Below are 14,422 nucleotides of genomic sequence, written 5' to 3'. Positions count from 1 at the left end.
CATATCACCTTCAACCTCGTAACCGGCATCCTCGGTGGTCGCATTGAGGTACAAAGTGAGCCCGAACACGGTAGCTGCTTCACCATTACCCTGCCGCTTATCGCCCCCGAACGCGCCCTACCCAACAGTGAGGGCGCGTCGTGAATTGCGCGGATATGGCGCTATTCAACGCTGAGCTGATCCGCTGTGGGTAATGCAGTCATTGCCCCTTTTTCTGTTGTAGCCAGCGCGCCACAACGGTTGCCTTGGCGCACTGCCTTGGTGACTGCTTCTGGTGTCTGCCACTCAGGCAACTGGGCGAGCGCAGCAAGCAAACCGCCCATAAACGCATCACCTGCGCCTGTGGTATCCACCACGTTTGCCGGTGTGGTCGGCACCTGCCAAACAGTATGGTTGAACGCGACGCGGGCACCTTCACTGCCCTGTGTCACCACCCACAAAGACACATTCGGTGCGCGCTCAGATAATGCGGCTAACCCTGCTTTCACAGAGTTATTTTCAGTGCGTAGGTGCTTAGTGAGTAAGACAAGCTCATCATCAGACACCTTAACCACATCCGCCAACGGCAAGGCTTGCCACACAATCTCTAACATCTGTGATTCACTTTGCCAAAGATCATCACGCAAATTAGGATCAAAGCTGACAAAGCCACCATTATCACGACATGCTTGCATCGCGCCGAGTGTGGCAGAGCGTGATGGCTCGTTCGCAAGGGCAATGGAGCAAGCATGCAACCACTGCCCTTCTTCGAACAATGGGAAGTCGTACGGCTGAACAAACTGGTCGGCACTGGGCTTAACCATAAAGGTGAAGCTTCGTTCACCATGATCATCCAGCTCGACTAATACAGTTGAGGTACGTTGCGCCTCGTCGCGATGCATAAACGCAATGTCCACACCTTCATTTGCTAAGGTAGTCTGCATAAAACGACCAAGCGGATCGCCACCAACACGGCCAATAAAGCTTGTTTGTCCACCAAGTCGACTGACTGCCACGGCGACGTTAGCCGGGGCACCACCTGGACATTTCAGGTAGTGATGCTCGCCATCAGGGATCAAATCCACCACGGCATCACCGGTAACCCATACCTTGCTCATTACGCTTGCTCCTCGTTCAAGACTCGATTACGCCGCCGCAGCTTGTGCGTATTTTTTACGGGCGCCCAATACATAAGTTACGGAAAACGCAACAACAAAGGCAGTCGCCATACCAATGATATAAGGCACCACACCGTCAGGGCGAATGGAGATGATCCCTGGTAGACCCGCTGCACCCAACGCTTGTGCTTTCACTTTAAAGAAGGTGACAAAAGCCCCCGCACAGGTCGCACCTGCAAGCGCACCAATAAACGGATAACGGTATTTAAGGTTAATACCAAACATCGCAGGCTCAGTGATCCCGAGCAGTGCTGTCACCCCTGCAGGCATCGCAATCCCTTTCGCTTTGACGTCCGCGGTTTTTAGCCCAAACGCTAAACAGGCTGCACCTTGCGCCACATTCGACATCGCCGCGATAGGGAAAATAAAGGTACCGCCAGTGACTGCAATATCGGCCAATAATTGAGTTTCAATCGCGATAAAGCTGTGGTGCATCCCGGTGATCACAAAAGGTGCATACACAAAGCCAAACAAAGCACCGCCAATCATCCCTGCGGATTCATAGACCCAGTTCAGACCATCGCCGAGCAAAAAGCCGAGCTCTCGTGTAAACGGGCCTACCAAGGTAAAGGTGATCAGTCCGGTAATAAAAATCGCCAGCAAGGGGGTCAGCAAGTTATCCAGCACTGAGGGAATAATGCGACGTAACCCTTGCTCCACTTGTGCGAGAATATAGGTTGCAACCAGCACCGGCAGCACCGACCCTTGATAACCGACTTTTTCGATCTCAAAGCCAAAGATTTCCCACACCGGGATATCTCCAGACACTGCCGCACCACCAAAGCCCCAGCCATTAAGCAAGTCTGGGTGAACCATTAACATGCCTAACGCGGCCCCCAAAAAGGGGTTAGCACCAAACTTTTTACTCGCAGAAAACGCAAGCAGTACAGGTAAGAACACAAATGGCGCATTGGCGAACGTATTGATCATACTGGCCAGATCACCCATTTGTGGGTAGGCCTCAATCAAGGACTTGCCATCGATAATCAAACCTGGCGCGGTGAGGATGTTGAAAATCCCCATCAACAGACCACCGGCGACAATGGCTGGAATAATGGGAACAAAAATGTCTGACAGCCCTTTTACCGCACGTTGTAGCCAATTTTGTTTCTCGGCACCGGCGGCAGCGACGTCTTTCGACGACATATCTGACTGACCCGTCAATTTGCTGAACTCAGCATAAACATTATTGACAATGCCCGAGCCGAAAATGATCTGTAACTGACCACTGACTTGGAACTGCCCTTTCACACCTTCAATTGATTCAATCGCGCTTAAATCCGCGAGGCTATCATCATGAAGTGCGAGTCTTAGCCGCGTGGCACAATGTGCCGCCGCTGCGATATTTTCTTTTCCACCCAGTTTATCGAGTAGTTGTTGTGCTATTTTTTGGTAGTTCATGGCTACTTCCCCTGCACGCTCTCACTGTCTTTGCCACCGTCGCTATTTTTTCTAATGTGGCCGTCACACGTTCCACACTTTCGGGAACGATCCCGAAAATAATGAGCTGAATCCTTTAATCCATCAAGTATCAGGGATTATGGCTGTGATACCGATCAGTAAATCATGGTTCACCCCCTGCCATAAATGTGATATTTATCACTAAAAAAAGGGAGTTTGGATAGGTTTGTTTGCAAAGGAGCACTAAATGCACCGATGATGATGCGCTAAGCAAAGGAGAACTCATGGCTAGCTTGAATGATGTCGCCCGTTTGGCGGGTGTTTCCAAATCAACCGTGTCACGCGTAATTAACCAAGAATATGGCGTGAAACCAGCGACCATTGAAAAAGTGAACCGCGCCATCGAGCAATGCGGCTATGTCGTTAACCAAATCGCTAAGGATTTAAAATCCAATAAAACTAACCTTATCGGTGTCATTGTCCCACGAGTGTCATCCCACGCCATGTCAGCCAGTGTCGATGGCCTGAGTCATGTGTTTGATCAAAAAGGGAAACAAGTGCTTTTGGCTAACACTCGCCAGGACGATCAGCGTATTTGTCATTATCTCGATTTATTCAACCAAAAACGCGTAGAAGGGATCCTACTGTTTGCATCGACACTCAACCCCGCCTTGGTCCAAGCAATTAAGCGCTCGAGTGCACCAGTCGTGGTGATTGGTCAAGATGGCTCTCCTTACAGCATCCCCAGCGTGATTCATGATGATTACCGGGTTGGCTTTTGCGCCGGCGAGCAACTGATTAAAGCCGGTTGTCAACGTATCGGATTCCTAGGTGTGCAAGCCGCAGACATCGCGGTTGATCAGCAGCGCTATCAAGGACTTGAGAATGCGTTGACCACACTCAGTCAAACCGAACCTTTATTCCATTATCAAGGGCAATTCTCGATTCAATCTGGCCATGTCGCGATGACCGCTATGCTCGATCAATATCCAGAGACAGACGGCGTTTTTTGCGCCACCGACCGTATTGCTATTGGTGCCATCCAAGCCCTACAAACACATGGGATCACACCGGGTCACACTGTGAAGCTGATTGGTGTGGGTGATGATGAGCTTGCACACGTAGTATCACCGAGCCTATCCACCTTTAACTATGCCTTTGATGCGGCAGGTGAAAGCGGCGCAAAAATGTTGCTTGAATTACTGGAAACGGGACAAAGCCATGTCTCTAAATTAGTGATGGGATTTAACTACGTTAGCCGTGACACCTGCCCCTAAAAAGGCGATATGTTAAGCAGAAGAGGTAAATTCCACTTGCACTCTTACCCTCTTATTCGCTATTTTTGGAACGTTCCCGAAAATAGCATTGGTACGGATAGATGGAAATAAACCCAGCAAGCTTGGTTGATGCGTGCGGTGGCGCAGATAATCTGCGCCGCGTATTGCGTCATCAAGGCAAAATAATCATTGAGCTCATTGAGCTTGAGCGCGTAAACCAAGAAGCCCTTTCAATCAATACGATTGACCATTCGCTGCGCCAAATCACACTTGCTCACCCCGTGAATCAGAGCACACTAACGGCTCTGGGACGCCTTATCGATCACAACCTGCGTGAGCAAGCCGCGCCCTGCTACGCTTCAATCAGCAAGACAGACTTCCATCGTCCAACTTGGCATATCAGTCCACCTCAAGGGCTGCTCAATGACCCCAATGGCTTTATCTACTTTCAAGGGCACTATCACCTTTTTTATCAGTGGTACCCGTTTGCCTGCGAGCACAAAGATAAATTCTGGGTACATCTCATCAGCCCTGATGGGGTGCAATGGCGAAGCGTGCCCCTTGGTCTTACCCCCAGCGATTGGTATGACAGTCACGGGGTGTTTTCGGGTCACGCCATGGTAATAAACGACGCCTTATGGCTTTATTACACCGGCAACACCCGTATTGGCCCTGAGCGCCTACGCCAAACCACCCAGTGTGTGGCTCGGTCAACCGATGGCATTCACTTTGAAAAGCTTGGGCCAGTGATTGATGCCCCACCTGCTGGCGTCACCGAGCATATTCGCGATCCCAAAGTCATTCATGATGGCGAACACTACCGGATGTTGCTTGGCGCACAGCGTGAAGACAAAATAGGTCGCCTGGCGCAGTATTCCTCCATGGATGGCCTGCATTGGCGCTACGACGGGTTGAGTGGCGACAGCTTCGGCGACCATGGCTATATGTGGGAATGTCCCGATCTGTTCCCATTAAACGACCAATGGCTGTGTATCCTCTGCCCACAAGGCAGCACAGCGCCAACGCCCGATCACCACGTGCCTCACCATAATGGTTACGCCAAAGCCACACTAGAAGCAGACGGCATCAAACTTGATGATTGGCAGATACTGGATCATGGGTTTGATTTTTATGCGCCACAGACAGCTCAGACCCCTGACAATAAGCGCATGCTAATAGCTTGGATGGGTCTCCCAGACGAGGTGGATCAACCCAGTCAAAGTGCGGGCTGGTTGCATCAGTTAACCTGTCCACGTGAGTTACGCTGGGAAAATGGGCAAATTCATCAGCGTCCAGCGACCGCACTGCAACGCCTTAGAGGTCCTCAGCAACTTTTAGTGATTCGCACCGAGAGCGACGCGACCACCGTGGATTTGGGCACTAAGCAATTTGAGCTCAGTACCAATCTACCCATTCCAAAAAGCGGACAATACACTCTGTATTTTCACAGTCGCAGTGGCATTGCTTCTCATGCGACATCGACGGAGCCGTCTGGTTGTGCCCTCACCATTGACGGCAACAATCGCACCCTAACGCTTGATAGAAGTACAAGCCTCGCCACGGAAGGAGACACCCGTCGCTGTATTCACTTGCCTGAGCAGTTGGAAGAGTTACCGCTACAAGTCCTCGCCGATACCAGCTCATTAGAGTTTTTTATCAGTAATGGCCAATGGACAATGACTAGTCGTTATTTCAGCGCTACCGACGCGACCTTTCTTGCTGTGACACGCGATCATCACGATGTCCCCCTACCAAAGGAGATTGATTGGTATGCGTTAAAGAAGGCGACTGTGGGTTAACGTTGCCATACATTTTTTTGTTGCAAAGCTTAAAAACTATGTCATTAATACCGATCTCATGCGACGCTTGATGGGCACAGACCTCGTTCATCAACCAGTATTAATGAAGGGGAACCTATGCTGCTAGCAACACTTGCGATTATCGCTGGATTTGCGTTGTTGGTATGGAGTGCCGACAGATTTGTCGACGGCGCGGCTGCGAGTGCTCAGTACGCCAACGTGCCTCCTTTATTAATCGGCATGTTGGTGGTCGGGTTTGGCACATCCGCGCCAGAAATGGTGGTTTCGGCGATGGCCGCGATGGATGGCAACCCGGCGTTAGCGCTGGGCAATGCGATAGGCTCTAACATCGTCAATATCACCTTAATTCTCGGGGTCACCACGCTGATCGCCCCGATTGCGGTGCATTCCACCATTGTCCGTAAAGAATTACCTATTCTTCTCGTCGTCACTTTGGCGGTTGGCGCCATGCTATGGAATTATGCCATTAGCTTTACCGAAGCCTTGATCTTAATCGGTGGATTTTTACTGCTGGTTGGATGGTCCATCAAGCATGCTATGCAAACCAATGACGATCCGCTCGCGCAGGAGGTGAATGCCGAGCTAACCAATCAACCACTTTCTAGAAAACAGGCGTTGATATGGCTGGTGATTGGCCTAGTACTGCTGATTATTAGCTCGCGGATTTTGGTATGGGGCGCGGTTGAAATCGCGCAACAACTTGGCGTGAGTGATTTGATTGTTGGCCTAACCATCGTCGCCCTCGGCACTTCCCTCCCTGAATTGGCAGCGTCTATCATCGCTGCCCGCAAAGGCGAACATGATATCGCCGTGGGCAACGTGGTCGGCTCGAACATGTTCAATGCGCTGGCCGTGATTGGTATCGCCGGCCTTATCGAGCCCATTAACGAGATTGGTAGAGAAGTCTTCTGGCGAGATTGGATGGTGATGCTGGCTGTGACCGTATTGCTGATTTTGGTCTCTGTTCGCTTTGGCAAAACACGCGAAATTAACCGCGCGGAAGGGGTGTTACTGCTCGCCTGCTATGTGGGCTACACCAGCATGCTGGTTTATGCGACGCACTCAGCTTAATGCTTAAAAGTAAAAGCGATTAAGAGCCAAACACCTGCTGATTTCACACATAGTTACACAGCGGTGCGCTTTTGCGCTTTACATCAATCGCGACTAGATGAACACTGCGTGGCACAGTACAATGGCAGCTCATGTCGCGTAGAGTCAGTAAAATACTATGAGTAACACGACGGCGAAGAAGCCGAGTCCCCTGTTTGAAATCCTGTTCAACGTTTTTATCCCCTCGATCATCCTGATGAAGTTGAGCGGGGATGAATACCTAGGCACAGCCATGGCATTGGTCGTCGCTTTGGCGTTTCCTCTCATATACGGCGGGATGGATCTGGTCCGCAACCAGAAATTCAATTTTATCGCTGCACTTGGCTTTATCAGCGTGTTACTGACAGGCGGTATTGGCTTGTTGGAGCTAGATACGCGTTGGTTAGCCTTAAAAGAGGCGCTGATCCCGGGCCTCATCGGTTTAACCGTATTGGGCTCAACCTTTACCCGCTACCCACTGATGCAAAAGTTAATATTGAATGACACCGTGCTCAACCTCTCGTTGATTAATCAGCGTTTAAAAGAGAATGGTCAATCCTCAGCCTTTGAACGTTGTCTGATGCGGTCTAACTATCTATTCGCCAGCACCTTTGCGTTTTCATCAGCGATGAATTACTTCCTGGCGACTTGGATCGTGACCAGCCCTGCGGGCACGCCCGCCTTTAATGAAGAGCTGGGTAAGATGACGCTATACAGTTACCCGATGATTGCTATCCCTAGCATGTTGATGATGTTCGGTATTTTCTATTACATTTGGCGTCAGGTACGCGCGATGACATCGCTAGAAACAGAGCAAATCTTCCACCTCAAATAACAACCCTGACACGCCTTACTTTGCCCCCGGCGCTGGGCGTTTCGGCTTCGCCTGGAACTGCTTAATGCTCTTTTTCGCATTCGTGCGTCGGTTGGCTTTCTTGTCGCGAGGAGCGCGTTTGCTTTCCCCTATCGATGGTTTGTCTGTCACCGGAAAACCGTCCAGCTCTTGCACCGGCAATGCTCTTTGCGTGAGTTGACGAATGGCGTTCAGTGCGTCCATTTCGCCATGACACACCAAAGACATAGCAACACCTTGTTCACCAGCACGAGCAGTGCGCCCCACGCGGTGAATATAGGTCTCGGCGTGCATGGGCAATTCAACATTAATCACCACCGGTAAGTGTTCAATGTGAATGCCACGCGCTAATAGATCGGTGGCGATCAACACGTTGATTTGGCCAGATTTGAATTGCGCCAGGGCTTGCTCTCGCTCGGTTTGAACTTTATTGCCATGCAGTGCACTGGCCGAGATGCCCGCTTTGTTGAGCTTTTTCGCCAAGCCATCGGCATTTTCTTTCGCTCCCACAAACACCAACACCTGCGGCCAAGCATGATGCTTGATGCATTCAATCAAGGCTTTCGCTTTGCTGCCTTTGTTGATCAAGTAAAGTGTTTCTGTGACCTCTTGATGGGTGCTGTTTTCTTGATGCGCGGCGAGCTGTTTTGGCGCAACCATTAGCTGGTTGGCTTTTTGCTTGAGCGCATCGGAAAACGTCGCTGAAAACATCGCAGTTTGGCGTTTACGTGCAGTTTGCATCGCAATATTTTGCACATCCGGCCAAAAACCCATATCGAGCAAACGATCCGCTTCATCCAAAATAAGATAATGTACCGTGCTCAAATCCAAACCATTATTGGCTAAATCTACCAAGCGCCCTGTCGTCGCCACAAGAATGTTGGGATTATCCGCCAGTGCTTGTTGTTGCGCCGCTTTATCAACACCGCCACACAAGCAAATGGCACTGAGATCTAAGGCGCTACCCACTTGGTTGATCGCGTCACTGACCTGCATCGCCAGCTCACGCGTTGGCACTAAAATCAGCGCTTGATGCTGAGGGTTTGCGTTTAACGCTTCCAACAAAGGCAAACCGTAGGCAAGCGTTTTGCCGCTACCGGTGTTTGCCAATGCCAATACATCATTACCGGCTAACAGCTCAGGGATCGCCAGCGCTTGAATGGCCGTTGGTTTTTTAAACGCGGTGGGCAGTGCGTGAAGCAATTTAGAACACAAGGAGAGAGCAGAAAACGGCATGAACGAGACCTTTATTTAGCGGCAGCCAACATCACAAAGATGCGTGAAAACAGGGCGCGGACTTTACCACACTCTGCTCGATAACCCCGCCTATTTTAGATACTCACACCGCGTGTATTCATTTCCATCCTTGACGCCACTTCTCATCATTTTTGAGCTCACGCCAGTCAATCGGATACTCTTTTTTCGACATCACTGACTCGAGCACGCACACCACCACCACACCGTCTTCATCATACTCAACGTCAGAGACCAAAAAGTGCTTCTCGCGATGGATGGGTTTTACCGCCGTCCACTTGCTATTACGTAACTTGGCTGGATTGATTTGGTTCACACTCACCCCGTTAGATATTGATTCGGTTAAAAATAACGATACCCAGTACGAACGTGGTTCGGTTTGGTTCAGTGGTTGGGATTGGTGTAACTCGTTCCCACGCTCCTGCGTGGGAATGTATATGGATTTTGAATCATAGGCAGGGTTCGCCACAAGATCACCAAACTGCACCAGATTTATGTTCTAACGGTAACGGACAGCGTCAATATCTTTAGCGAACAAGCCGGTTCAATACTCTAGGCAGCTTAATGTTACACTGAAGATGGCGCTGTTTGTGTTTGAATAAAAGCTAGATATGTATTCCCACGCGGGAGCGTGGGAACGAGAAAAGGTGTCTATTTATAAACAGACATATCAGGTCGCTTAAAAGAGTTAGTTTTGAATTGAACAAGTAATTTCCGTAACTCTATAACTTCATCTCGAGGAAATAAAACGGCTAACTGGCCAACATAGTTAACGTCTAGATGATCACCTAGCACTGGAATATGAGAGATAAAAAAGTGCTCACCCGGTTTCGTACCGAAGATAGCATAGGTATAGCTTCCGACTTTACTAATGTTCTTTTTGATGACATCGCCACGCTTAGTAGCCAGACTATCCCATTCAAGATACTTATCAAGAGCAGCCACAGTTTCATCTACGTCCTCACGATCGACAGTCAGCATGCCAATATCGTCTTGCCCATAACCTTGTACTTTGACTACAAATGTATCTCCCCGAAGGCTTACTTCAGTGGGTCGGTCAAGATAATTCCGAGCCAAACTGTTATATGTATAACCATTTAAGCTTGTCTGTATAACTTCATCAGGAGTTATTGAGCAACCAATTAAACCTAGCACAACAATAATCGAGATAAAAAAATTATTTATTTTTTTCATTACCTTTAACCATTTAATTAAAAGATACATTTAAATAAGGAAAGCGTTTACCCCCCAATAGTGATAAGCGTAACACTTCACTTCAACTAAGGCGTCATTTTGGGAAACATCAAAGCCATTAAATGTGAAATAGGGCACATCCAACCCCGACGTCAATAACGATAATGCGTGCTCGGAATCATTGTTCCGCACAGCTAAATACCGCCCTAACTACCCTAAGCTTAGTTTGAGACAGAGCTCTTACTCGTTCCCACGCTCCCGCGAGGTAATGTATATGGATTTTGAATTATAAGCAGGATTCGCCACAAGATCACCGAGCTGCACTTGATCTCTATTCTAACACTCGCGGACAACGTCAATACCTTTAGCGAACAAGCCCTAACCAGCGTAACGTTACACAAGTTATGGTGCTGTTTGTGTTTGAATGATAGCTAGAGCTAGATATGCATTCCCACGCAGGAGCGTGGGAACGAGAAAAAGTTTAGGATTGACGACATACTCGTTTGTTATACAAAATGGACTCAGCGTCACTTATGGTTGCATATCTCTAAATGCTTTATCATCGTCATCGCCTTTATATTTAGACAAACACAAAGCAGCAGATATCAGTGCCATTCGAGCTATCTCTTCGGCTAATTTTCTTTCTGATTCTAGGGACTCTAATCTATCGTAATAAGTTCCATGTAACACCTTTGAGCGACCGTCATCATAGATTTGCTTAATTAACTGGTCTAGAGTTTTAGGTTTATCTCCTTTAACGACGATATCACTACCGTTAACTCCAAGGAGACTTGAAACCATGCCTGAAATACCAACATACTTCCCGCCATTGGAAAGGACATCTAGACTCGTACCTAACTTTGCAATAGCTACTGAATCACTTGACTCTCGGCATGCTTCGGCATACCAATCTAAACCTGTAGCCCACCGCATAACTAATTTAGGGTAAGAATGCCGCTCTGGATTGAGTAATCCATCTAAAACGAAAGCGATAGAAGGAACCCATGATTCAATAGTCGTCATGGCTTCCTCAAGCTTAGGCTTAGAAATCATATTCACCCTATCACTTAGCCTTGACCCCGGAAGCCAAAGATTTCCATTTGTTTCAATTAGACGATGAGTGCGAGTAGGACCCAACCTCTCTTCATGTATAGCTTGACGCAAAAAAGAAGAACGCCCACCTAAAAGTAAGGACAATGAATCAAGAGCGCTTTTTGCAACTATTCGAGCAAGCTTGCGAGAATAGTCTCGTTCAAAACCATTAACAGTAACTTTTATCAGTGCGGGGCAATCTTTTACAGCACGGTAAACATCAGAAGCCAAGCCTAGAATTTCGCTTTGATGGCTTGTGCTACTTAATGCATCTTTGAGTAATTTTTTCCAGTTGTTATTAGCTTCAATTGCGCCCAAATAGCTATCTTTACCCGATTGAGGAAAATCGACTTGATCGATCCAGTGTTCTCGACTGATAAACAGAACTGGTCCCAGTTGAAATGGGGTTTCGGACTCGACACCTAAAGTCCAAGCGGGGAAATAATGTGTAAACGATTTGACACTTTCAGAAATAACTTGCTCAATTTGTTGCTTAAGAGATTTAATTGCTGACTTATCACCAGCCATATACTTTTCATCAAAATCACCCGCTACAAACATATTTGCAACAACCTGCTGTGTTACTTTAATGTAACCTCCAAGTTCTATCTTTGGTAAATGCTTATCACGGTTCTCAAATATAACTATTGCAAGCTTTCTAAGATAATCATTTGCCTTAGGTGTGAAGCTTATTTGGTATCCATACGTATCATCTGTAACAAAACAAGGAAAGCCATGATCTTTACCCCAAGAAAATGCTTCGGAATGAATATATTTCAATTCAATAACTAATGCTGTTAGATGCTCTCTGATACTCATAAATAAATCCAACCTCCAATGCATACTTAAAATTTTGTATAACATTGTATTAGTGAGCATGCTCGTTTTTCCAAAACCGTTATACGCCACGTCTTATCCATAACCAAATGATACTAATGAAGTTTTTTATCTTTATCACTAAGTCCTCAGAGGTGATAGTATGCACGCCGCCTATCTCCAATCGGGCATTCACTCTATCCCCAAGCGATAAGCTGGTTAACCATCCATGCATTCACCACGCTACCGCCGATCAGTTGTCGGCACCTAACACGCCATTTGATTGGCTAATTTGCGGGTTAGTGTATCAAGCGCTGTTTTGCTTTTCGTGCGCTATTGTCCAAAGTGTTAGATAAGCCATGTTTTGTGAAATGGGTGCAAAAAAGCGGCCTGGGTGGCCGCTTGGGGTCTCGACGTGGTTTGTACCTACCGCGCAAAGCGGGTGGCGTGGAAGGCGAGGTGTTCATCAATAAAGGTATTGATGAAAAAGTAGCTGTGGTCGTAGCCCGATTGCATGCGCAAGGTGAGCGGGGAGTTGTGTTTCTCTGCTGCTTGTTTTAGGGCTTGCGGGTTAAGCTGCTCGGCCAAAAAGCCGTCTTTGTCGCCTTGGTCCACCAGCATCGGCATGGCGGTGGGGCCTTGGGCGAGTAACACGGTGGCATCGTAGGCTTGCCATGTTTGTTCGTCATCGCCTAAATAAGCGCTAAAGGCCTGTTTACCCCACGGGCACTCGGTGGGATGACAAATGGGGCTGAACGCCGAAATGCTGCTGTAGCGTGAGGGGTTACGTAAACCAATCACTAGCGCGCCGTGGCCGCCCATGCTGTGTCCGGCAATCGCGCGCTGGTTGTTGACCGCAAAGTGCGATTCAATCAGCTCGGGCAGCTCATTGGCGACGTAGTCGTACATCTGGTAGTGCGACTGCCACGGCGCTTGGGTGGCATTAACATAAAACCCCGCCCCTTGGCCGAGATCGTATTGATCGGCGTCCGCCACACCCTCGCCGCGCGGGCTGGTGTCCGGCGCCACAATCGCCATGCCCAAGGTGGCGGCTTGTTTAAACGCGCCGGCCTTTTGCATAAAGTTTTCGTCGGTGCAGGTCAGGCCCGAGAGCCAGTAGAGCACGGGCACCGGTTGGGTGTTGGCTTTCTCAGGCAGAAAGATCGCAAAGGTCATTTTGCCGTTGGTGGCACTAGAGTCATGCTGCCAACGTTGGTGCCAACCGCCTGCGACTTTATTTTCGCTTATTTTTTCTAGTTGCATGGTTATTTTACCGCCGCGTTGCCACGGCGGCCGTCCTGTTATTGGTCCATATGGATCACGCTGCGAATGCTTTTGCCTTCGTGCATCAGTTCAAAGGCGCGGTTTACTTCATCAAGGCCCATGGTGTAGCTAATAAATTCTTGCAGGCCAAACTCACCATCGAGGTAACGCTCAACAATGCCGGGCAGCTCTGAGCGGCCTTTTACGCCACCAAACGCCGAGCCTTTCCAAACGCGCCCTGTCACCAGCTGGAATGGACGGGTTGAAATCTCTTGGCCGGCGCCAGCAACCCCAATGATCACTGACTCGCCCCAGCCTTTGTGGCAGCATTCTAGGGCTTGGCGCATCACATCGACATTACCGATACATTCAAACGAGTAATCGACCCCGCCGTCGGTCATCTCGACAATCACTTGCTGGATAGGTTGATCGTGATCGTTAGGATTAATCACATCGGTGGCGCCCAGCTGTTTGGCGAGGGTGAATTTGCTTTCATTGATATCAATGCCGATGATGCGGCTTGCGCCGGCCATACGTGCGCCGATGATGGCTGACAGGCCAATGCCGCCCAAACCGAAAATCGCTACGGTATCGCCTTTTTCTACTTTGGCGGTGTTCATTACCGCGCCCATACCGGTGGTGACACCACAGCCAAGCAAGCAAACTTCTTCCAGCGGCGCGGCTTTGCTCACTTTCGCCAATGAGATCTCTGGCAATACCGTGTATTCGGAGAAGGTCGAGCAGCCCATGTAGTGGAAAATGGTCTCGCCGTTAATCGAAAAGCGCGAGGTGCCATCGGGCATCAGGCCTTTGCCTTGGGTTTCACGCACCGCGCCACATAGGTTGGTTTTGCCCGAGCGGCAGAATTTACACTCGCCACATTCGGCAGTGTAAAGCGGGATCACATGGTCGCCCACTTCTACGCTGGTCACACCCTCGCCGACCATTTCAACAATGCCACCGCCTTCGTGGCCAAGAATAGAAGGAAATACCCCTTCAGGATCATCGCCGGATAGGGTAAAAGCATCGGTATGACACACGCCAGTAGCGACGATTCTGACAAGAACTTCACCTGGTTTAGGTAATTGAACGTCAACCTCTTCCATTTTCAGGGGTTCACCTGGCCCCCATGCGACCGCGGCTTTTGATTTGATATGCGTTTGTCCCGGCTTGATTGTTAGTGCCATTGGAGAATCCTTTTTGTTC

The 14,422-nt window shown here is 49.0% G+C and carries 12 protein-coding genes; 4 read left to right on the top strand and 8 right to left on the bottom strand.

The window, feature by feature from the left end; all coding sequences use genetic code 11:
* Nucleotides 1-161: 161 nt before the first annotated feature.
* The gene (locus BZG76_RS08675; RefSeq protein ID WP_077460943.1) at nucleotides 162-1,097 is read right to left on the bottom strand and encodes an aminoimidazole riboside kinase; all 936 of its coding nucleotides are present in this window, start codon (nucleotides 1,095-1,097) and stop codon (nucleotides 162-164) included.
* 27 nt (nucleotides 1,098-1,124) lie between these two features.
* Nucleotides 1,125-2,558 carry a sucrose-specific PTS transporter subunit IIBC gene (locus BZG76_RS08670; RefSeq protein WP_077460942.1) on the bottom strand — a complete coding sequence of 478 codons (1,434 nt, stop codon included), beginning with the start codon at nucleotides 2,556-2,558 and terminating at the stop codon, nucleotides 1,125-1,127.
* A gap of 284 nt (nucleotides 2,559-2,842) precedes the next feature.
* Between BZG76_RS08670 and BZG76_RS08665 the strand changes: the two genes are divergently transcribed.
* The 4 genes from BZG76_RS08665 to BZG76_RS08650 all read left to right on the top strand — a co-directional run bounded on the left by BZG76_RS08665 (nucleotide 2,843) and on the right by BZG76_RS08650 (nucleotide 7,579).
* Entirely contained in the window at nucleotides 2,843-3,835 is a 993-nt protein-coding gene (locus BZG76_RS08665; protein ID WP_077460941.1) for a LacI family DNA-binding transcriptional regulator, read from the top strand.
* A 101-nt stretch (nucleotides 3,836-3,936) separates the two neighbouring features.
* The gene (locus tag BZG76_RS08660) at nucleotides 3,937-5,634 is read left to right on the top strand and encodes a glycoside hydrolase family 32 protein (RefSeq protein WP_077460940.1); all 1,698 of its coding nucleotides are present in this window, start codon (nucleotides 3,937-3,939) and stop codon (nucleotides 5,632-5,634) included.
* A gap of 117 nt (nucleotides 5,635-5,751) precedes the next feature.
* Complete coding sequence (locus tag BZG76_RS08655) at nucleotides 5,752-6,726, top strand: calcium/sodium antiporter (RefSeq protein ID WP_077460939.1); 975 nt, start codon at nucleotides 5,752-5,754, stop codon at nucleotides 6,724-6,726.
* A 157-nt stretch (nucleotides 6,727-6,883) separates the two neighbouring features.
* On the top strand, nucleotides 6,884-7,579 hold the full coding sequence (locus tag BZG76_RS08650; protein WP_077460938.1) for a VC0807 family protein: 696 nt from the start codon (nucleotides 6,884-6,886) through the stop codon (nucleotides 7,577-7,579).
* A 15-nt stretch (nucleotides 7,580-7,594) separates the two neighbouring features.
* Here the strand turns inward: BZG76_RS08650 and BZG76_RS08645 are convergent, their stop codons facing one another.
* The 6 genes from BZG76_RS08645 to BZG76_RS08620 all read right to left on the bottom strand — a co-directional run bounded on the left by BZG76_RS08645 (nucleotide 7,595) and on the right by BZG76_RS08620 (nucleotide 14,403).
* Nucleotides 7,595-8,833 carry a DEAD/DEAH box helicase gene (locus tag BZG76_RS08645; RefSeq protein ID WP_077460937.1) on the bottom strand — a complete coding sequence of 413 codons (1,239 nt, stop codon included), beginning with the start codon at nucleotides 8,831-8,833 and terminating at the stop codon, nucleotides 7,595-7,597.
* Between the two features lie 118 nt (nucleotides 8,834-8,951).
* Nucleotides 8,952-9,167 (bottom strand): TIGR02450 family Trp-rich protein, encoded by a 216-nt coding sequence (locus tag BZG76_RS08640; RefSeq protein ID WP_077460985.1) that lies wholly within the window; start codon nucleotides 9,165-9,167, stop codon nucleotides 8,952-8,954.
* A gap of 335 nt (nucleotides 9,168-9,502) precedes the next feature.
* Entirely contained in the window at nucleotides 9,503-10,045 is a 543-nt protein-coding gene (locus BZG76_RS08635) for a hypothetical protein (protein WP_131825318.1), read from the bottom strand.
* A 531-nt stretch (nucleotides 10,046-10,576) separates the two neighbouring features.
* Nucleotides 10,577-12,046, bottom strand: coding sequence for a HEPN domain-containing protein (locus BZG76_RS08630; protein WP_241824066.1), 1,470 nt, complete (start codon nucleotides 12,044-12,046; stop codon nucleotides 10,577-10,579).
* A gap of 333 nt (nucleotides 12,047-12,379) precedes the next feature.
* Complete coding sequence (gene fghA, locus BZG76_RS08625) at nucleotides 12,380-13,216, bottom strand: S-formylglutathione hydrolase (RefSeq protein ID WP_077460935.1); 837 nt, start codon at nucleotides 13,214-13,216, stop codon at nucleotides 12,380-12,382.
* Between the two features lie 38 nt (nucleotides 13,217-13,254).
* Nucleotides 13,255-14,403 (bottom strand): S-(hydroxymethyl)glutathione dehydrogenase/class III alcohol dehydrogenase, encoded by a 1,149-nt coding sequence (locus BZG76_RS08620; RefSeq protein ID WP_077460934.1) that lies wholly within the window; start codon nucleotides 14,401-14,403, stop codon nucleotides 13,255-13,257.
* Nucleotides 14,404-14,422: the final 19 nt, after the last annotated feature.

The organism is Salinivibrio sp. AR647, from assembly GCF_001995415.1.
In the GTDB taxonomy this organism is placed as follows: domain Bacteria; phylum Pseudomonadota; class Gammaproteobacteria; order Enterobacterales; family Vibrionaceae; genus Salinivibrio; species Salinivibrio costicola.
The sequence above is the reverse complement of the archived record's forward strand: the minus strand, read 5'-3'. Positions and strand labels throughout refer to the sequence as shown.

Bases quoted from the DNA above. Each gene is read 5' to 3' on its own strand.
- BZG76_RS08670 (WP_077460942.1), bottom strand. From the start codon at position 2,558: ATGAACTACCAAAAAATAGCACAACAACTACTCGATAAACTGGGTGGA.
- BZG76_RS08665 (WP_077460941.1), top strand. From the start codon at position 2,843: ATGGCTAGCTTGAATGATGTCGCCCGTTTGGCGGGTGTTTCCAAATCA.
- BZG76_RS08635 (WP_131825318.1), bottom strand. From the start codon at position 10,045: ATGAAAAAAATAAATAATTTTTTTATCTCGATTATTGTTGTGCTAGGT.
- fghA (WP_077460935.1), bottom strand. From the start codon at position 13,216: ATGCAACTAGAAAAAATAAGCGAAAATAAAGTCGCAGGCGGTTGGCAC.
- BZG76_RS08675 (WP_077460943.1), bottom strand. From the start codon at position 1,097: ATGAGCAAGGTATGGGTTACCGGTGATGCCGTGGTGGATTTGATCCCT.
- BZG76_RS08620 (WP_077460934.1), bottom strand. From the start codon at position 14,403: ATGGCACTAACAATCAAGCCGGGACAAACGCATATCAAATCAAAAGCC.
- BZG76_RS08660 (WP_077460940.1), top strand. From the start codon at position 3,937: ATGGAAATAAACCCAGCAAGCTTGGTTGATGCGTGCGGTGGCGCAGAT.
- BZG76_RS08645 (WP_077460937.1), bottom strand. From the start codon at position 8,833: ATGCCGTTTTCTGCTCTCTCCTTGTGTTCTAAATTGCTTCACGCACTG.
- BZG76_RS08650 (WP_077460938.1), top strand. From the start codon at position 6,884: ATGAGTAACACGACGGCGAAGAAGCCGAGTCCCCTGTTTGAAATCCTG.
- BZG76_RS08655 (WP_077460939.1), top strand. From the start codon at position 5,752: ATGCTGCTAGCAACACTTGCGATTATCGCTGGATTTGCGTTGTTGGTA.